This is a genomic window from Butyrivibrio sp. INlla14, from assembly GCF_900102515.1.
In the GTDB taxonomy this organism is placed as follows: Bacteria; Bacillota; Clostridia; order Lachnospirales; family Lachnospiraceae; genus Butyrivibrio.
Window position 1 is genome coordinate 25,574 of the sequence record NZ_FMVS01000007.1, and the last position, 19,722, is coordinate 45,295.

At 42.0% G+C, this 19,722-nt stretch carries 21 protein-coding genes and 1 tRNA gene; 20 read left to right on the forward strand and 2 right to left on the reverse strand.

Annotated elements, in window-relative coordinates; all coding sequences use genetic code 11:
- Positions 1–55: 55 nt before the first annotated feature.
- The 19 genes from proC to BLO53_RS05775 all read left to right on the forward strand — a co-directional run bounded on the left by proC (position 56) and on the right by BLO53_RS05775 (position 17,640).
- A complete protein-coding gene (gene proC, locus BLO53_RS05685; protein WP_026489748.1) occupies positions 56–850 on the forward strand; it encodes a pyrroline-5-carboxylate reductase in 795 nt (264 codons plus the stop codon).
- Between the two features lie 165 nt (positions 851–1,015).
- Positions 1,016–2,131, forward strand: coding sequence for a cell wall hydrolase (locus tag BLO53_RS05690; RefSeq protein WP_092059629.1), 1,116 nt, complete (start codon positions 1,016–1,018; stop codon positions 2,129–2,131).
- 172 nt (positions 2,132–2,303) lie between these two features.
- Complete coding sequence (gene argF / locus BLO53_RS05695) at positions 2,304–3,296, forward strand: ornithine carbamoyltransferase (protein WP_092059631.1); 993 nt, start codon at positions 2,304–2,306, stop codon at positions 3,294–3,296.
- An 86-nt stretch (positions 3,297–3,382) separates the two neighbouring features.
- Complete coding sequence (locus BLO53_RS05700; RefSeq protein WP_176757180.1) at positions 3,383–4,252, forward strand: biotin--[acetyl-CoA-carboxylase] ligase; 870 nt, start codon at positions 3,383–3,385, stop codon at positions 4,250–4,252.
- A gap of 173 nt (positions 4,253–4,425) precedes the next feature.
- Complete coding sequence (locus BLO53_RS05705) at positions 4,426–5,241, forward strand: type III pantothenate kinase (RefSeq protein WP_092059635.1); 816 nt, start codon at positions 4,426–4,428, stop codon at positions 5,239–5,241.
- Positions 5,242–5,405: 164 nt separating this feature from the next.
- Positions 5,406–5,894 carry a DUF6145 family protein gene (locus BLO53_RS05710; RefSeq protein ID WP_242875311.1) on the forward strand — a complete coding sequence of 163 codons (489 nt, stop codon included), beginning with the start codon at positions 5,406–5,408 and terminating at the stop codon, positions 5,892–5,894.
- Between the two features lie 105 nt (positions 5,895–5,999).
- Complete coding sequence (gene dusB / locus BLO53_RS05715) at positions 6,000–6,989, forward strand: tRNA dihydrouridine synthase DusB (RefSeq protein WP_092059637.1); 990 nt, start codon at positions 6,000–6,002, stop codon at positions 6,987–6,989.
- Positions 6,990–7,215: 226 nt separating this feature from the next.
- Positions 7,216–7,701 (forward strand): transcription elongation factor GreA, encoded by a 486-nt coding sequence (gene greA / locus BLO53_RS05720; protein ID WP_092059639.1) that lies wholly within the window; start codon positions 7,216–7,218, stop codon positions 7,699–7,701.
- Between the two features lie 171 nt (positions 7,702–7,872).
- On the forward strand, positions 7,873–9,444 hold the full coding sequence (gene lysS / locus BLO53_RS05725) for a lysine--tRNA ligase (RefSeq protein ID WP_092059641.1): 1,572 nt from the start codon (positions 7,873–7,875) through the stop codon (positions 9,442–9,444).
- Between the two features lie 233 nt (positions 9,445–9,677).
- A complete protein-coding gene (locus BLO53_RS05730) occupies positions 9,678–10,841 on the forward strand; it encodes a recombinase family protein (RefSeq protein ID WP_092059644.1) in 1,164 nt (387 codons plus the stop codon).
- Positions 10,825–11,292, forward strand: coding sequence for a hypothetical protein (locus BLO53_RS05735; RefSeq protein WP_092059646.1), 468 nt, complete (start codon positions 10,825–10,827; stop codon positions 11,290–11,292). The genes BLO53_RS05730 and BLO53_RS05735 overlap by 17 nt, the downstream gene beginning before the upstream one ends.
- A 675-nt stretch (positions 11,293–11,967) precedes the next feature.
- Complete coding sequence (locus BLO53_RS19130; RefSeq protein ID WP_176757181.1) at positions 11,968–12,441, forward strand: DUF6462 family protein; 474 nt, start codon at positions 11,968–11,970, stop codon at positions 12,439–12,441.
- On the forward strand, positions 12,442–13,227 hold the full coding sequence (locus BLO53_RS05745) for a ParA family protein (protein WP_092059648.1): 786 nt from the start codon (positions 12,442–12,444) through the stop codon (positions 13,225–13,227).
- A gap of 3 nt (positions 13,228–13,230) precedes the next feature.
- Positions 13,231–14,130 carry a ParB/RepB/Spo0J family partition protein gene (locus tag BLO53_RS05750; protein WP_092059650.1) on the forward strand — a complete coding sequence of 300 codons (900 nt, stop codon included), beginning with the start codon at positions 13,231–13,233 and terminating at the stop codon, positions 14,128–14,130.
- Positions 14,131–14,235: 105 nt separating this feature from the next.
- Positions 14,236–15,354 (forward strand): replication initiator protein A, encoded by a 1,119-nt coding sequence (locus BLO53_RS05755; RefSeq protein ID WP_092059652.1) that lies wholly within the window; start codon positions 14,236–14,238, stop codon positions 15,352–15,354.
- A 2-nt stretch (positions 15,355–15,356) separates the two neighbouring features.
- Positions 15,357–15,650 (forward strand): hypothetical protein, encoded by a 294-nt coding sequence (locus BLO53_RS05760; protein ID WP_092059654.1) that lies wholly within the window; start codon positions 15,357–15,359, stop codon positions 15,648–15,650.
- A gap of 126 nt (positions 15,651–15,776) precedes the next feature.
- Positions 15,777–15,849 (forward strand) — tRNA-Ala (locus tag BLO53_RS05765).
- Positions 15,850–16,037: 188 nt separating this feature from the next.
- Positions 16,038–17,327 (forward strand): ATP-binding protein, encoded by a 1,290-nt coding sequence (locus BLO53_RS05770; RefSeq protein WP_092059656.1) that lies wholly within the window; start codon positions 16,038–16,040, stop codon positions 17,325–17,327.
- A gap of 91 nt (positions 17,328–17,418) precedes the next feature.
- On the forward strand, positions 17,419–17,640 hold the full coding sequence (locus BLO53_RS05775; protein ID WP_092059659.1) for a hypothetical protein: 222 nt from the start codon (positions 17,419–17,421) through the stop codon (positions 17,638–17,640).
- 55 nt (positions 17,641–17,695) lie between these two features.
- Here the strand turns inward: BLO53_RS05775 and BLO53_RS05780 are convergent, their stop codons facing one another.
- Together BLO53_RS05780 and BLO53_RS05785 are read right to left on the reverse strand one after the other, a co-directional pair.
- Positions 17,696–18,007: a type II toxin-antitoxin system RelE/ParE family toxin gene (locus BLO53_RS05780; protein ID WP_092059661.1), complete on the reverse strand. Its 312-nt coding sequence runs from the start codon at positions 18,005–18,007 to the stop codon at positions 17,696–17,698.
- Complete coding sequence (locus BLO53_RS05785; protein WP_091869763.1) at positions 18,000–18,269, reverse strand: type II toxin-antitoxin system prevent-host-death family antitoxin; 270 nt, start codon at positions 18,267–18,269, stop codon at positions 18,000–18,002. The genes BLO53_RS05780 and BLO53_RS05785 overlap by 8 nt, the downstream gene beginning before the upstream one ends.
- 306 nt (positions 18,270–18,575) lie before the next feature.
- On the opposite strand from BLO53_RS05785, the gene BLO53_RS05790 reads away from it, so the two are divergent.
- Complete coding sequence (locus BLO53_RS05790) at positions 18,576–19,655, forward strand: DUF5688 family protein (protein WP_176757182.1); 1,080 nt, start codon at positions 18,576–18,578, stop codon at positions 19,653–19,655.
- Positions 19,656–19,722: the final 67 nt, after the last annotated feature.

Sequence of the window (19,722 nt, forward strand, 5' to 3'; positions counted from 1 at the left end):
ATACTTTGGAATAGATAGTAATTATGATAGAGAATCAGACACAAGGAGGCACGTTATGACAATTGGTTTTATTGGACTTGGAAATATGGCGAAAGCTATGATTGGCGGGATTCTGGCCAAGGGACTTATGGGCTCTAACGAGATCATAGGAACAGCAGCTACAGAAGCTACCAGACAAAAAGTTGCAAGCAAGTACGGAATCCAGATCCGAAGCTCCAATGCGGCCGTAGCCAAAGAGGCAGATATAATCATTCTGGCTGTTAAACCGCAGTATTTAAAGGTTGTTATTGCGGATATCATGGATAGTGTAGATGATAGTAAAATTATCGTCAGCATAGCAGCAGGCAAGACAATTAATTGGTTGGCAAAAGAGTTCGAAAAACCGGTAAAAATAATAAGAGTAATGCCTAATACTCCAGCCCTTGTTTTAGAGGGATGTTCAGCGGTTTGTAGGAATGACCTTGTAAGTGACAACGACTTCCAGTTCGTAATAGAGCTCCTTGAGAGCTTTGGCAAGGCCTACACAGTGCCTGAATCCATGATGGACGTAGTGGTCGGAGTCAGCGGTTCATCTCCTGCTTATGTATTTCTTTTCATAGAGGCAATGGCTGATGCGGCGGTAGCAGGCGGTATGCCCAGGAAGCAGGCTTACGAATTCGCAGCACAGTCAGTTCTTGGAAGCGCCAAGATGGTCCTTGAAACTGGAAAACACCCTGGCGAACTCAAGGATATGGTGTGCTCCCCAGCAGGTACAACAATAGAAGCGGTGAGAGTACTGGAGGAAAAGGGCTTTAGAGCGGCAGTTATAGACGCTGTAAAGGCTTGCATTGACAAGAGTAAGCAACTGTAATTAATTTACAAAAAATAAACGGTAAATTGTAAAAATTTGACAAAAAAATCATTATTTGCTAATATCTATATGTTTTCGTGATGGTAACAAATTGCAATATATTTGTAAAAATTGCATGCAAGATTTATTACCAAATACAAAAATAATGCAGAGGATAGCAAAGATATGAAAAAGGCAGTAAAGTTATCCCTTAGGGAATTGAGACCTTTGATTATTTGTGGTCTTGTCTTTGTTCTTTTTATTTCCCAGGGATTAACTGTAAATGCTAGGAGCAATAATACCGTTTCAGAGGTTGCTGTAGGCATTTCAAACATTATAAGTCCAATTTCTCCGCTCGGAATAGATTCCAGCGCGACAGAAGTTATTGTGGCATCCAATATGGACAAATCTTCTGATGCCAGTTCATCTTCCAGTACAAGTGAGGAAGAGGGTTCTAAGCTTGTCATGGCTAATGTATCAAGAGTCATGAACGTCAGGGAAGAGCCCGATGAAGATGCAGCCAAGGTAGGAGTCCTTTATAAGGACTGTGGTGGCAAGATCTTAGAGAGGAAAGATGGTTGGACCAAGATCCAGTCAGGGGATCTGATCGGATGGGCCAATGATGAATATCTTTTATTTGATGAGGATGCTATAAACGCAGCATCAGACGTTGGTAAGCAGATTGTAACCAGCAACAGCACAGCTCTTAACATCAGGAAAGAGCCCAATGAGAACGCTGAGGTTCTGGGTGTACTTACCAAGAAGGTCTTCGTTGATATGATCGAAGATCTGGGAAATGGCTGGATCAGCGTTGATTACAACGATGAGACAGGCTATGTTCAGGCTGATTTCGTTACTACTGAGTTCAAGATTGATCAGGGTGAGACAATAGCAGCCATCAAGATCCGTGAGGAAGCTGAGAAGAAAGCAGCCCTTACCAAGAATCAGGGAGCAGTCAGCGCGGATGCTGATGAAGTTAAACTCCTTGCAGCACTTATCCAGTGCGAGGCAGGTAACCAGCCTTACGAGGGAAGAGTTGCAGTTGGTGCTGTAGTACTCAACAGAGTTAAGAGTGGTGCTTATCCTAACACGATTTACAGTGTTATCTATGCGTCAGGCCAGTTCACACCAGCCCTTAACGGAACAGTTGCCAAGGTTTACAACAGTGGCAAGATCTACGATATGAACTATCAGGCAGCCCAGGCAGCACTTAATGGCGAGACCACCGTTGGAAGCGCATGCCACTTCAGAAGAGTAAACGGACGTGAAGGTATCATAATCGGAGCCCACGTATTCTGGTAATCTTATATAATTAAATATATCATCGGGGAAAAGACATAGCTCTTTTCCTCGATTTTTTTTGCTAGTGTCGTTACAATCAGCGCCCATTGTCCCTTTGTGTATTTAGTATTCTGTGATATCATGGAAAAAGAGTGCACAAATACGGAAACTAGATTACAGGAGGAGTAGGATTATGAACTTGTACGGACGCGATTTTTTGAAACTGCTTGACTACACACCAGAGGAAATTCAGTACCTGGTAGACCTTGCTTCTGATCTCAAGGAGAAAAAGAAAAATGGAATTCTCCACGACGAACTTAGAGGCAAGAACATTGCTCTCATCTTTGAGAAGACCAGCACCAGAACAAGATGTTCCTTTGAAGTTGCTGCCAGTGACCTTGGTATGGGTTCAACCTACCTTAATCCAGCGGATTCTCAGATTGGTAAAAAGGAATCCATTGCAGACACAGCAAGGGTTCTTGCCAGCATGTATGACGGCATCGAATATAGAGGCTTTGAACAGGAGATAGTTGAGACGATTGCCAAGTATAGTAAAGTTCCAGTATGGAATGGACTTACCAACGAATTCCATCCCACGCAGATGCTGGCAGATCTTTTGACTATCAAGGAGCACTTCGGAAAGCTCAAGGGAATCCACCTGGTTTACATGGGTGATGCAAGATACAACACAGGAAATTCCCTCATGGTGGCTTGCGCCAAGATGGGGATGCACTTTACTGCAGTATCTAACAAGAAATATTTCCCTAATGAGGAACTGATAAAGACCTGTCAGGACATTGCAAGTAAGACAGGTGCAATCATTGATTTTAATGAGGATCCAATTGAAGGAACTAAGGGCGCAGACGTTATATACACCGACATCTGGGTTTCGATGGGAGAGCCAGACAGTGTATGGGAAGAGCGAATCCGCGACCTTGAGAAATACAGAGTTACAATGGATATCATGAATAATGCAGGCAAGGATAGCGTATTCATGCACTGTCTGCCTTCTTTCCACGACCTTAATACAGGAATTGGCAAGGAGATAAAAGAGAAATACGGCCTTAATGAAATGGAAGTAACTGATGAAGTCTTTGAATCAGACCACTCCATCGTGTTTGAAGAGGCTGAGAACCGCATGCACACCATAAAGGCTGTGATGCTGGCTACACTCAAAAATAGCTGATCAAAAGCTAAGAGCGCCGAACAATAATCATAGACACTGACAAATATAAAAAATGACATCATGTAAAGGCATAAGGGATTAGAACAGTGAACAAGGAGAGCATAGCTAAAAAACTTAATACTAATTGGGCAGCAAGGAACCTGATCTACAAGGATGAAACCGGATCAACCAACGATGACGCAAGGGAGCTTGCCCAGGAAGGGGCACCCCACGGAACGTTGGTGGTGGCTGACAGGCAGATAACAGGAAGAGGCTCAAGGGGCAGATCCTGGGAAACACCTCAGGGAACCAATATCGCCATGAGTCTTGTTATAAGGCCTGACGCCCCACCTGATAGGATTTCAATGCTGACCCTGATCATGGGACTTTCAATAGCAGAAGGCATCGAGGATGCGCTTATCATGGCCAACGATGAAGATCTTAGCAAATCCACCAAGGTATACTTTGCTGGTCAGATCATAGCGGAGGTTAGGAACTTCCCCCAGATCAAGTGGCCAAACGACATCGTCATTGCAGGGAAAAAGATCTGTGGTATACTGACAGAACTTCATATGAAGCCAGACAATACTATAGACGATGTTGTTATAGGCGTAGGCATCAATGTTAACATGGAAGACTTTCCAGAAGATATTAAGGATATAGCGGGCTCTATTTTATCGACAACAGGCGTAAGGCTCAGAAGGAGCCAGGTAATCGCCTGCTGTATGAAAAGATTTGAAGAAAACTACGAGAAATATCGTCAGCATTTTGATCTGACTCTTTTACTGGATCAGTATGAGATGAGGCTCATAAACAGACACAAGCTGGTCAAAGTGTTAGACCCTAAGGGAGAATATGAGGCAATTGCTCACGGCATTACCAAGACTGGCGCCCTCGTCGTTTCTAATGAAGAGGGAGAAGAGTTTGAGATAAACGCCGGAGAAGTGTCTGTCAGAGGACTATATGGATACACATAAGGCGCAGGCGATGAGAATTGTTCTGTGCATATGTGGACAGCAATAGGGGACTTGTGATGGGTAGAGTGGAAAACACAGAATTGTTGACAAGTAATGTGGATAACAATAAGATTTTCGGCAGGTAATGTGGATAACACCAGTAAGATAATGGGGAGAGATTCCAGGAGTAAGAAATGATTTTAGTAGTTGATGTAGGAAATACAAATATCACGTACGGAGCATTTGAGGGCAAGAAGCTTGTCAGTTCCTTTAGAATGACCACAGGAACAGCAAGAACTTCAGATGAGTTTGGTTTGGAGCTCATGGCGCTTCTCAACATAAACTCCGTGGATAAGGACAAACTTGAGGGCGTTATGATTGCAAGTGTAGTTCCTCAGGTTATGCACGCTCTTGTAAATGCCATCATAAAATACATCGGCAAGAAACCTTACCTCGTGGGACCTGGCATTAAGACCGGTATCAGGATTTCTTTGGACAACCCAAGAGAAGTAGGACCAGACCTTATTGTGGATGCGGTTGCTGGATATGAATTATACGGTGGACCGGTAATCGTGGTTGACTTTGGAACCGCAACCACCTATATTATGATAAATGAAAAAGGTGACTTTTTTACCGGAGTGGTTTGTCCGGGTATCAGAATTTCTGCAAAAGCTCTTTGGGAAGACACAGCTAAACTTCCTGAAATTGAGATCAGAAACCCCGGCAGCATTCTGGCCAAGGAGACAATCTCCAGCATGCAGGCGGGACTTGTGTACGGACAGATTGGCCAGACCAAATATATTATAGAAGAGATGAAGAGAGAAGCAGGTTTTCCAAACGCCAAGGTAGTTGCTACAGGCGGACTTGGAAGGATCATTGCTCAGGAGACCAAAGAGATAGATGTTTACGATCCAATCCTTACTCTCCGCGGACTTCAGATCCTCTATGACAAGAACCGAAGGACCAAGCCGCAGCTTAAAGATCTTGAGGATGAGAATGCACCAGAATGAGTGCTGTACGACACTCGGAACGGATCAGCAAGGATAGTAGGTGATCCAAGACTAAATATGATGCAGATCATTGAAGCTGAGAATTTGTAAAAAGTAGAAATATAGAAAACAAGAGAAATATATAAAAACAAGAGAAATTAATGAAATAGAAATAAGGAACAGATATGAGTGCTAAGGATTTTGAGGAACAGTATAAAAAAGAATTTCGTGATATGGATCTTACAAGTGAGGAAGACAAGGAAGACCTCAAGATAGATGAGATGCAGAAGACCAACAAGGGAAGAGTTTTCGAGCAGGCAGCAGGCGGCAGAGTTGTTCTGTGCGGCGCCAACGCTTACGAGCAGAAATACTATTTTAACCCTGTATTTAAAGAGATTCCTGAATCAATAAAGAAAGAGCTGAATATCATCAGCGTTCTCTTTACCCAGGAAGCAGGCGGAATTTTTACAATTGTATTTGAGGAAGATGGCGGAATCAGCATTGAAACAAACGCTGATGAAGAAGACATCACTTATGATGAGATCACAGCAGGACTTCTTGTTAGTGAGGTCAGACGTAAGAGACAGGATCTCTTTGAGGCACTGGGACTTTACTACAGAATCTATGTACTTCATGAGAATCCAGCGGATATATTGGGTTCTGAGGACGAATGAAACCTAGTAGATATGATAAATAAGCGGATGGATAACCTCTGAGTTTTCTGGCGAGTCTGCATGCAGACGTTAGCAGAACTTCATTAAGAGTATAATAGGAGAAATATGTCAGGATACGGCAAGTTACAGATAGGGAACGTAACCCTGGACAATAATATAATACTAGGACCAATGGCAGGTGTATCAGACCTGCCGTTTCGTCTGTTATGCAGAGAAATGGGGGCAGGGCTTGTATGCATGGAAATGGTAAGCGCTAAGGCCATAACATATAAGAACAAGAACACCAACATGCTCATGGAAATCCATGAGGATGAGCACCCGGTTTCGCTGCAGCTCTTTGGGTCAGAGCCTGAGATAATGCAGCAGGCAGTAGAGATGATAAAGGATAGGCCCTACGATATTCTTGATGTGAATATGGGATGCCCTGTTCCAAAGGTTGTTGGAAATGGCGAGGGTTCAGCACTTATGAAGAATCCTGAGCTTATTGAAAAGATTGTAAAAGCTCTGTGCCAGGTTTCTGACAGGCCGGTTACAGTCAAGATCAGAAAAGGCTTTACAGAGGCAAGCGTCAACGCTGTTGAATGTGCTTTGGCTGCTCAGGAGGGCGGAGCGGCAGCAGTTGCAGTCCACGGAAGAACTAGAGAGCAGTACTACTCTGGTCAGGCAGACTGGAGCATTATTGCGCAGGTAAAAGAGGCATTGAAGATTCCAGTAATAGGAAATGGCGATGTGGTGGATGGCCCTACCGCAAAGCGAATGTTTGAAGAAACAGGCTGCGATGGAGTTATGGTAGCAAGAGCTGCCCAGGGGAATCCATTTCTTTTCCGTGAGATAAAGAGCTACTTCGAGACGGGAGAGACTTGCCCAAGGCCTACAAGTAAGGAAATTTATGACACAGTCATAAGACATGCAGACCTGCAGCTTAAGTACAAGGGTGAATACATCGGAATCCGAGAGATGAGAAAGCATGTGTCCTGGTACACTGTCGGAATGCCAGGCAGTGCCAAGTTCAGGAATCAGATCAATCAGATGGAAGATATGGACTCCCTTAAAAAGGCTTGTGGGCTATTGTTTTGTAATGAAGCAAATCAATGATGTTATAAAGTGGTTGAAGGATAACATGGAATAAAAGGCATTAAGTATAAATTATTAAAAAAGCATAAACGCAATTTAGAACATGGTTTCTGACCTTGACATGATTTTTTATAGACTATATAATAGCAAAGTTAAAATAGCTTTATTAAAGGAAAGATTTTTTATAAATTTGGCTTTAAAGCCCACAGTTGTGCGGTTTAATCAATGATGAAGGGTAGGTTTTGAGATGGAAGAGAAGAAGAACATTTTAACTTATGAAGGACTCAAGAAATATGAGGACGAGCTTCATGAGCTGAAAGTTGTTAAGCGTAAGGAAGTTGCTGAGAAGATCAAAGAGGCAAGAGAACAGGGCGACCTTTCAGAGAACGCTGAGTACGATGCAGCCAAGGATGAGCAGAGAGACATCGAGGCTAGAATCGAAGCTCTTGAGAAAATCCTCAAGAACGCTGAGGTTGTCGTAGAAGAGGATGTTGACCTTGATAAGATCAGTATCGGATGTAAGGTTAAGATCAAGGATCTTGAGTTCGACGAGGACCTTGAGTACAAGATTGTTGGTTCATCAGAGGCTAACTCACTTAAGGGCAAGATTTCAAACGAGTCACCTGTTGGTAAGGCGCTCCTTGGTGCCAAGAAGGGACAGACAGTTTCTGTAGAGACTCAGGCTGGCATTATCAAGTACAAGGTACTTAGCATCGAGAGATCAGCAGTTTGATAAACTAGTTTATCAGAATGATACTTATTGCTCTGGTATAAGATATTTTTAGCTAGAATTTCAGAGCATATACGGATCTGAGTGATTTTACATTTTGTAGATAATAAGGGGGCCAGCGATTTACAATGTTATTTCGCTGGCTCTTTATGGAAATATACGGAGGAAAAAATAGTGGCAGATAATAATCAGCAGAACAATCAGCAGAATGCACCAGCTGAGGACGTTGGACGTCTTCGTCAGGTTAGAAGAGACAAGCTTTCTGAGCTTCAGGCAGCAGGCAAGGATCCTTTCCAGATCGTTAAATATGATCAGACACATCACACACAGAACATCAGAGACAACTTCGAGACATTGGAGTTTGTACCTCCAGTAGATGAAGAGGGCAAGGCTATCGTAGTTCCTCTTTCAGAAGTACCTTCTGAAAAGGTTGTATCTCTTGCAGGACGTATGATGTCTAAGCGTGTTATGGGTAAGGCTTCATTTGCTAACCTTCAGGACAGAGATGGCCGTATGCAGCTCTACGTTTCCAGAAATGACCTTGGAGACGAGGCTTATGCTGATTTCAAGAAAATGGATATCGGAGATATCATCGGTGTTAAGGGCTTTGCTTTCAGAACCAAGACTGGTGAGATTTCAGTTCATGTTAAAGAGCTTACTCTTTTATCCAAGTCACTTATGCCACTTCCAGAGAAGTTCCACGGACTTACAGATACAGAAATCAGATATAGACAGCGTTATGTTGACCTTATCATGAATGAGGACGTTAAGGAGACCTTCAAGAAGAGAAGTGCTATCCTTCGCGAGATTCGTAACTTCCTTGCTGAGAGAGACTTCCTTGAGGTTGAGACACCTATGCTTGTTGAGAATGCAGGTGGAGCAGCTGCAAGACCTTTCATCACACATTACAATGCTCTTGATGAAGAGAGAAAGCTTCGTATCTCACTTGAGCTCTACCTTAAGAGACTTATCGTTGGTGGTCTTGAGAGAGTATATGAGATTGGCCGAGTATTCAGAAATGAGGGCGTAGATACAAGACATAACCCAGAGTTCACACTTATGGAGCTCTATCAGGCATATACAGATTATGAAGGAATGATGGAACTTACAGAGTCCATGTTCCGTTACCTTGCTGAGAAAGTGTGTGGAACAACACTCATCAAGTACGGCGACAACGAGATTGACCTTGGTAAGCCTTTCGAGCGTCTTACTATGAATGATGCTATCAAGAAGTATGCAGGCATCGACTTCGATACAGTTAAGACTGATGATGAAGCTAAGGCTCTTGCCAAGGAGCACCACATTGAATTTGAAGATCGTCACACTAAGGGCGATATCATCAACCTCTTCTTTGAAGAGTACTGCGAGAAGAACCTGATCCAGCCTACATTCATCATGGATCATCCTCTTGCAATTTCTCCTCTTACCAAGAAGAAGCCTACAGATCCTGAGAAGGTTGAGCGTTTCGAGCTCTTCATCAATACTTGGGAGATGTGTAACGCTTACTCAGAGCTTAACGATCCTATCGATCAGCGTGAGCGTTTCGCTGCTCAGGATGCTAACGCAGCAGCTGGCGACGAAGAGGCAGAGCACACAGATGAGGACTTCCTCAATGCCCTTGAAATCGGTATGGCTCCTACAGGCGGTATCGGCTACGGTATCGACCGTCTCTGCATGCTTTTGACTGATAGCGAGACCATCAGGGACGTTTTACTCTTTCCAACCTTAAAGTCAGTTAAGAAGTGATGAGGCTTGCTAGGAAACCCAGCATTTATGCCGGTTTTAGCGGCGGGGTGATTTGTATTTTATGTTTTGTTTTTAGTTTTTGAATTTGTTTTTGGCGGGCGTCCTCGTGGCGCCCGTATTCTTGGACAAAAGAATCTTCTCAGTTAGTGCGTAATAGAAACGCCACAGATTACTGGTAAAATAGTAATTTGTGGCGTTTTTTATTCGCAAAAAAGTATAGGAGGACAAACAAAATGGATGGAATGGCCATCAGACAAGAGCGACGGAATCCAAAGGAGAAAGCAAAAAAGACAAATCCGTTGCCGATGAATGTGCAAGTAATTCCTAAGAAGGAAAAACCTAAACCGGGGGACAAGGAGTTTAAACCCAAAAGAGTAGCTGCATACTGCAGAGTCAGTACGCTTCAGGAGCAGCAGGAAACCAGCATCCAGGCGCAACAACAGTACTACAACGAGCTTATAGAACAAAGACCTGACTGGGTAAATGCAGGAGTCTATGTGGATTGGGGAAAAACAGGAACTCAGACCAAACATAGAGAGCAATTTAATAAGATCATTGCTGATGCGGAAGCCGGGCTTATTGACATGATAATTACAAAATCATCATCTCGATTTGCCAGGAATACGTTAGATTTTATCAGTGTTGTCAGGCGGCTCAAAAAACTTAGAACACCGGTAGGAGTCTACTTCGAAAAGGACCAATACAACAGCCTTGATGAACATGTAGATTTTATGCTGACGCTAATGGCATCCTTTGCACAGGAGGAGTCCCGCACTATCTCAAGTAATGTGAGATGGGGGATTTTGGTCCGAATGCAGAACGGAACCTTCAAAATCCAGACGCAGTGCCTTCTTGGCTATGACACCAGCGAGGACGGTCATATGTATATACTTCCTGAAGAGGCCAAAATCGTAGAAGTTATCTATGAGAATTGTATAAGAGGCAAATCCTATGCTGAGACAGCGAGGATTCTTAATGATATGGGCGTAGTCACCATTAAAGGTAATCCCTTCACCGGAGGCGCGGTAAAAAACATTTTGCTTAATGAGAAGTATTGTGGCGATGTCCTTATGCAAAAGACATTTGTAGAAGATTATCTTACCCATAAAAGCGTTAAGAATACAGGACAGATGGACCAGTATTACATCAAGGATCACCATCCTGCGATCATCGCCAGGGAGGACTGGGAGCTTGCTCAGGACATTATAGCCAGGAAAAGAAAACCCAAGAAACCGCAAAAAAGATTGAAGCCAATAAAAGAAGGCACTTTGAAGGGATTTGTACCAATGGAGGCAGATTGGACAGACTTACCTGAAAAAAGATTAATCTCGGCATCGGAACGCGGAGAAGGAATGTATAAGAAAAAGGAGAAGTACAAAAATGAAGTCAGTACTTGAAGGATTCAAGGTAATAAATGTTAATGAGACCTCTAGTAAATCACAGCTTACATTATTTCAGGATTCAATGAGATTTAATAAAGCAACGGCAGCAGAACTTAATTTTCCGGCATTTGTAAGACTTTTGATAAATGAATGTGATGGTGGATTTAAGCTTGCGGTTGAAGTGTGTAACGGTCATTGTAAAGAGGCCATAAGATTCAGCGAGCTAAAAGAGAAGCAGAACTATGCGATCAACATAAAGCATCCGGCTACCATGGTTATGGTGAGAAGATTTCTGGACTTTTCACATGAAGAGGATGAGAGAGTGCAATTCAAGGTCAATGGAACATATTACTTAGAAGAAAACGTAATAATTTATGACCTATCAGAGGCGAGAAAAGAGATAACTAAGAGTAAGAAAAAAACTATGAATAAGAAAATAACAAATACGGAAGGAGATGTTTCATGAGAAAAAGAGCAATCTTTTATTAAGTGAAACAGAATCTTTTTGATTTGATTTTATAGATGTAGATAAATTAGAAAACGCAAGTTACCGACGTTATGTTTTTTTTTAGCGTCATTTGATGACTTAACCTGCTATCTGTCGCGACTTAAGTAACATTATGAGGTAGAGATGCAGATTCTGTTTTAAAAGATTGCATAAGAAAAATTAAAACAATGCCATCTCTATTTTGAAAAGATGCGAAAGGATAAAATAAAAAGTTGCCACATATAGGTGTGATCGGATATGGCATGGATAGCCTATTTATGCTGATTACACAGAGGTTGAGCATTAGGGACGTACTACAGTTCCCGACGTTGAAGAGTGCAAAGTAACAATAGATGTATTTAGCAGTCGATAAATGCTAAGAAATGGAAATACATGGAAATAGGTACACCGATGTGCTACCGATTCTACGGCATTTATTTACATGCATATCCAGATAATGGAAAAATTGCTGTTTTTGGTACGACACTCATAGACATCAGATGACAATCTGAAAATGGGTGGAAAAAACGCTTTAAGATAAAAATCGAATAGAAAAACAGTTTCAGAAGAATGGTCTTTGAAACTATTTGGCACTTACTTTTAGTAGAAATACTACAGGTAAGTGCCTTTTTATTTGCGCTGGAAAGGAGATCGATGAATGGGAAAAACTTAGCAAAAGGACCTGATCTTGAAAAATATATCAATGATCAGAACAGGAAAAGATTTATCCAATATTCCGAAGGAGCAAGGCTTTTCGGAATGCGGTACTGGTCATTTGTGAGATTCTGCAAAAGAGCCGGTGCCGTGATCACACTAAGAAAAACAGCAATTGTTGACCTGGATGTTCTTGAGGATTACATTGAGCAGTTCAACGAATACCGGGAAGATACAGAAATGGAGGACGCTATGCCAAGGAAAAAAGAAAAAGCACCAATTGATGAGAGGATGATCAACGGAAAGAAATGGGTGAGGCTGGATGAAGCTGCTGAGCTATATTCAGTCAGCACCAAGACTATTGAGAAGTGGGCTGAGCAGTCAAAAGCCAAATACAAGATTGATGGAGTAGTTCTTTTCAGTACAACCAAATTGGATATGTTCATAGAAAACATGGGACAGGAGGACTTATAAATGTGCAAGGTAATCTCAATCGCAAACCAAAAGGGAGGAGTCGGGAAGACAGTAACTGCAGTAAATCTGGCAATTGGCCTTGCCAGAGAGGGAAAGAAAGTACTGGCAATTGACAACGATCCACAAGGGAGCCTGACTGTGAGTCTTGGTTACAATGAACCGGACAATCTGGATTATTCCCTTGCTACTGTGATGATGAAAATTATTAATGATGAGCCCTGGGATGTACAGGATGGACTTCTCCATCACAGTGAAGGAATCGACATCATGCCTGGAAACATCGAGCTTTCCGGACTTGAGATAACACTTACCGGAGTTCTCAGCAGGGAAACAGTGCTCAGGGAATATGTAAATGCAGCCAGGGAGCAGTATGATGCGATTATTTTAGATTGCATGCCATCACTGGGAATGATGACTATTAACGCTCTGGCCTGCGCGGATTCAGTACTCATCCCTTGTTCTGTTGGGTATCTTCCATTGAAAGGTCTTCAGCAGTTGATCAAGACCATAGGCCGTGTGAAGAGGCAGCTCAATCCGAAGCTGGAGATTGAAGGAATCCTGCTAACGATGGTAGATACGAGAACCAATTATGCAAAAGACATTATTGAAAAGGTTAATGAATTTTATGCTGACAAAATAAATGTTTTCAAGAATCAGATTCCAATGTCAGTTAGAGCTGCAGAGATTTCAGCTGAGGGAACAAGCCTTTATGCCTATGATCCGAATGGCAAGGCTTCAAATGCTTATATGGCACTGGTAAAAGAGATTGCAAGAAAGGTGGGCTAAATTATGGCAAGCAGAGTTGGACAGAAAATTCAGATGACAAGTATAGATGAGCTCTTGGGAGTTCCTTCAACAGAAGGGACTTCCGACATAGATATAATGATGATCTTTCCTTTTAAAAATCATCCCTTCAAGGTGCTTGATGATGAAAAGATGGATGAACTTGTGGACAGCATCAAGATGAACGGAGTTCTTACTCCTGTAATTGTAAGGCCTGATGGTGACAGATATGAAATGATTTCCGGTCACAGGAGACTACATGCAGCCAAGAGAGCAGGACTTCGGAAGATTCCTGCGATTGTAAAAGAAATGCAGGATGATGACGCCATAATTTTCATGGTTGATTCTAACCTCCAGCGTGAGGAGATACTACCAAGTGAGAAGGCATTCTCTTATAAAATGAAGCTTGATGCTATGAAAAGGCAGGGAGCACGTAAGGATTTAACTTCGTCCCTACTAGGGACGAAGTTGCGGTCCGATGAAGAACTGGCTCAGAAAGCAGGAGAAAGCAAGAATTCAATCCATAGGTATATAAGGCTTACAGAGCTGATTCCGGAATTATTGGACCTTGTAGATGATAAGGATCTTCCATTATATACAGCCGTTGAAATGTCCTACTTCGCCCGGGAAATCCAGAAATGGTTTTATGAGTACTGCAATGAAAACAGAATTCCCAAATGGAATGAAGTAGCTGCTATCAGAAATGGATTCAAGCAGGGAGAGCTTACACAGCAAAAGCTCATTGATGTTTTAAATGGAAACATGGAAGCACCTTCTGATCCCAAGAAGCTGACCTTCACAGAAAGAAAGCTCAATAAATATTTTCCGGCGTACATGACGCTGAAAGAACGTGAAGACATAATTATCAGCCTTTTGGAGAAATGGAAACTGGAGCAGGAACAGTAATCACAGATACAAAAATGTACATATAAATACAGCTATGTCCATGATGCTATGTTTGAAATCGGGACATGACATTATTTTAGAAGGAGCCCTTTTAGGGAAAAGAATATGAGATTTGATTATTTTTATGGTAAAGAGGCTGACATGATGACTTTTTACCGGATACCCAAATTGTTGATTACAGATCCATATTTTGAAGATCTGGATAATGAGGCCAAGCTCATGTATGGCTTGTTGCTTGATAGGATGTCACTTTCTACCAAGAATGGATGGTATGACAACCAGCACAGAGTCTATATCATTTATGGTCAGAAGAAGCTCATGCAGGATCTTCATCGTGGAAGAAATAAGGTATATGACATGCTCAACGCTCTTGAGAAGATAGGGCTCATTGAGCGTGAGAAGGACAGAAAGTACAATCCTGACAAGATCTATGTGAAGATGTTTGTAGACCAGGCTGCTGAACGCAGACCTAGAAAGATTGCAGTGTCCGAAACGCAAACACTGGAAAAGAAAAATAACATCATCAGAATCACTGGACCATCCATGAAGAAATCTGAGCTCTGCGAAAATGACATGTTTGAAATGCAAACATCAGAAGCTTCTCCCGTGTTTGAAAATCAAACATATGAAGCTGCTCCATGTACCGATTCCAAACACGATATGTTTGATTCGCAAACATATGCATGTACCGAAGATAAACATGCTCATGTTTGTAATCCAAACACTAATTATACTGAGATTAATAAAACTGATTATAGTTATACTGAGTCTTATCCAATCTGCGCTGAGAATGAGATGGGAGAAGATGAGGGTTGTGCAAATTACAGAGAGATCGTTAGTCAGAATATCGAGACCGAGAGGCTTTGCAGGGATTACCCTAATGACGAAGAAAAGATCAGAGGCTTAGAAAGCCTTATTGTGGACATTGTGACATCCAGCAGAGATTCCATGGTTATTGGCAGTGAAGAGCGTGATATGGATGATGTCAGGGAGAGGTTCCTTGGTCTCAAAAGATTCCACATCGAGGATGTGATCGCTAACTGGGATAAGCTTACCAAAGTTCCCAAGAATCCCAGGGCGTATCTGCTGGCGATGCTCTATAACTCGCCAACAACTGCTGATGCGCAGATAAAGGCACAGGTAAACCATGACATGGCTTATTGCAGCCGCAACAATGAAACTATAAACTACGATGAACTTGAAGAACTTTTACTGGAGAATTGAGGATGATGATAATAAAACTATTCGCAAAGATAATACTGTTTCCTGTATTCTTGATCACTTGTTTTATCAGAACATGGGCAAAAGTGATCGTAAAGATTGGCTCCATGGTACTGGGGCTGATCTACCTGCTGATGTTCATAGTGATCGCATTCCATTTCTGCAGACATGAATGGACTCCGATGCTGTTCACAATAGGGATGTCATTTGGATTATTCCTTGTTTCTTTCTGCGCTGTTGCGGTGGGAGTGCTGCTTGACAGCATCAGCGACAAGTTGTCAAAGATACTGGCGTCATGACCAGAAAATAATCTGCGAAAAAATTCATAACTTGCACCAAATGCAAATGTTTCAGTGTAAAATAGCATCTATGAAAACGCGTGAGGAAGCACTAAAATATGGTCTGTCTTTTCCAGACACATGCCTGGGGCATTAGCGCAGTTGGGAGCGCATCACACTGGCAGTGTGGGGGTCACGAGTTCGAGTCTCGTATGCTCCATACTATTTGGAGAATAGAAGCTTTAGGGAACTTTTTGCATATAATTCTTAGCAAAAGTTCCCTAAAGCTGTTTTAGAAAAACGGTACATATGCCACAAATCTAAAATGAGCATTGATTTTCATGATGACATGAAATATACTTTAGAAAAACGGTACATGTACCGCAAATCTAAAATAGGAGCAAAGAAATGTATATTTCCAGACAACGATATTTGGATAGACTGATCAGTCATATGAACAATGGCTTGATTAAGGTTATTACTGGAATAAGGAGATGTGGAAAATCATATCTCTTATTTGAGATTTTTTATAACTACCTAATTGAACAGGGGATTCCGGAAGGCAACATCATAGCAGTGCCACTGGATGATGAAGACTATGCTGATTACAGAGACCCCAAAAAACTAAATGAGTACATCAAGGGCAGGATTGTTGACAACAAGCAGAAATACTACGTTTTTATTGACGAAGCACAGTATGCCATTACAAAAGAGGAAATGAAGAATCCGGATATTCCAATAAGGCTTTATGGCTTGTTGAATGGTCTGTTAAGAAAAGAAAATGTGGATGTATATGTTACTGGCAGCAATTCAAAATTTCTTTCGTCGGACATAATGACTGAGTTCCGTGGAAGAGGGGATGAGATTCACATTGCACCACTGTCTTTTTCTGAGTATTTGCCTGCTTCCGGGAAAGATAAGTCTGATGCCTGGCAGGATTACACCTATTATGGGGGACTTCCTCATATACTTGCTGAGCCGGACGATCAGTCCAAAGCTTCTTATCTTGAGCGATTGAATAATGAAATTTATCTGCGTGATATCTGTGAGAGGTACGATATCCACGATGAAAATGGAATGGAAGAGCTGATGAAGTTGGTAGCTTCCGCAATAGGGTCTCTCACCAATCCGCAGAAGGTTTCAGATACTTTTGCCAGCAGTGGTCGTAAAGGGATATCTATGCCTACCATTGCCAATTATCTGAAGTATCTTCAGGAAAGCTTCATGATACAGAAGGCTGAACGTTATGACATCAAGGGACGTAAGTATATCAGCACCCCGGCAAAGTATTATTACACTGATATTGGATTAAGGAATGCCTTTCTGAATTTTAGACAGTATGAAGAAACTCATATCATGGAGAACATCATATACAATGAGCTGATCTATCGTGGATATAACGTTGATGTAGGAGTTGTAGAAATCAGAGTTGAAGAAGACGGAAAAAAGGTAAGAAAGCAGCTTGAAGTAGACTTTGTGGTGAATCAGGGAAGTAAAAGGTATTACATACAGTCGGCTTTTGCTTTGCCTGATAAAGAAAAGATGGATCAGGAGCAGGCTTCGCTCATAAAGATAGCCGATTCATTCAAGAAAATCATCATTGTAGGCGGGAATGCGAAGATATGGAGAAATGAGCAGGGAATCACAATAATGAGCCTGTTTGATTTTCTGCAGAATGAAGATAGTTTGGATTATTGAAATTTAAACCACAACATATTGTATTTGAACGCTAAAAATAGTACAATAATTTGTAGATAAAACTACTGACAAGTTTTGAACGGAGGAGACGATGATTACTGAATTTCCGAAGCGACTGTTGATTGATGGTTTTGTTTACGAAAAGAAAAGTCCTCATGATGGCGGTGGAGCCTATTATGACTTCAAGGACAATCCATCTGAGATAACCAGCAAGTTCATCTGTCTGTATCCTAACGGAGAGCTCACGTACAACTGGAACGGGTTGGAACAGAAATGGAACAAGACATATTCAGTTATAAAAGAAATAGTATGAGCAACTAAACTTTTTGATATAGAAAAGAGGAGAGGGCAGGATTCCTGCCCTCTGATTATTTTACAAACCTCTTATAATCCTGTCGGTCATCAACTATGTATTCAATCTTGATCACTTTGGAATCGTAGTAAGTCTGGTAAACAGCCCAGAGATGACGCCATATGTGATAAGCTCTGTATTTCTTGGGGAGATCTTCGAGCCTTCCTGTTCCGGCTTCTGGATTCTTTTCAAGTGTATCAAGCATGGACTCGTAGCTGTCAATCAGATTGTTGGCAACTTCCGGGGCATTGTCTGCTTCACAGGTATCAACCCACATAAAGAGAATTTCCCTGGCTTCGGGGGATATATCAACAGTGTATTTATCCATTGTGCCTTGACCTCAATTCTGCAAGTACGTCACGTGCATTATAGTCGGGCCTTCCTGCGAGTCTTTTCTCTTCGATTTCTACAAGCTTTTCCCTAAGAGCAAGAGTGCGTTCTCTTTCGTCATAAGTTTCGATATCCATGACTACGAGATCACCTTCGCCGTTTTTGGTGAGGAAAACAGGGGATTTGGTCTCTTTGCACAGATCTGATATTTCATTGTAATTCTGTCTTATCTTAGCTGATGGTCTAATTATTGTCTGCATCAGATTACCTCCTATATGATAGTAGTATTATAACCATATTATAACTAAATTATGCTATATTGTAAATTGCGTAGACCAATTGTAGACTTTTTGTAGACCGGCAGTAGATTTTATTCTTAAAATAGCCATGTTATTATTATAATGCGCCAAGTGATATGAGATACGAAACATCCCACATCGCAAAGCGCATTTTCTTTTGCAAAAGAAATACGAACCAATTTGACGAATCACTGTGTTCTGACATTTGTGTCATAACCCAGTGATTTTTGTATGCACAAAATCATGTGAAGAAGAGAGGAAAATAACATGGACTTTGAGACATTTAAAGAGAACCTTGCTAAGGACGTAAAAACAATTCTTGATGAGAGAACAGGCGGCAACACAACAGTTGAGACCCGCACAGTTGATAAGATGAATGAGACGTATGATGCAATCACGGTTAAGTCGGAGGACAGCATCATTGGAGTAAACCTCAATGCTTCCGCGCTCTATAAGGAGTATGAAGACGGAAGATCTTACGACACCATTGTAAACAGCGCGGCGGATGTAGCTTCAAATGCTCTTGATAACAGACCTGCATTTGATGTGGAGGCATTCAGTGACTATGACAAGATGAAGTCAACACTTGCCATGGAGGTTGTCTCTGCTGAAAGAAATGCTGAGCTTCTTGAAACAGTTCCCCATAAGAACATGGAGGATATGGCAGTTGTCTACCGCTTTGTTATTGGAGATACCGAGGCAGGCACGGGTACGATCCTCGTTACCAATCAGATGCTTGATAACTACGGAATCACTGCTGATCAGCTCCACGCTGACGCTGTTCAGAACGCACCTGAGATCAGACCTCTTGTAATCCAGGGCATGGGCGAGGTACTTGCCAAGCAGATGGGAGTTGATGATCTTGAAATGCTTGGTCTTAACATTCCACCTGAGCAGGAGCAGATGTTTGTTGCTTCTGTAGAGGGCAATGTCCACGGCGCAGGCGTACTTGCGTACCAGGACTTCATGGACAAGGCTGCAGAAAGGGTCGATGGCTCTTTCTTTATTTTGCCCAGCAGCATCCATGAAATTCTGATCATTCCTGACAATGGTAAGTTTGATCTCCAGAGCCTTGAGAACATGGTAAAAGAGGTAAATGCCACAACTGTAGATCCTGCAGACCAGCTTACTGACAGCGTATACCACTACGATGCCCAGGATAAAGTGTTTGAGCTGGGTGAGAAGTATGTGGAGCGTCAGGCTGCAAAAGAGGCAGGAATCCATGAGACTTCTGAAAAGAAATCTCTCCTTGGAGACCTTAAGGCAGCCAGGGATGAGGCTTCCAAGCAGGTCAAGAAGGATGTTGTTGAAAAGGCCGCAAAGGCCAAGGGTGGCGAAGCCATCTGATAATCAAATTAGCTAAATAGACTTGGTGTTCCTTTCATTTTTCCTTTGTAAGTGGGCGCTGGCTTTG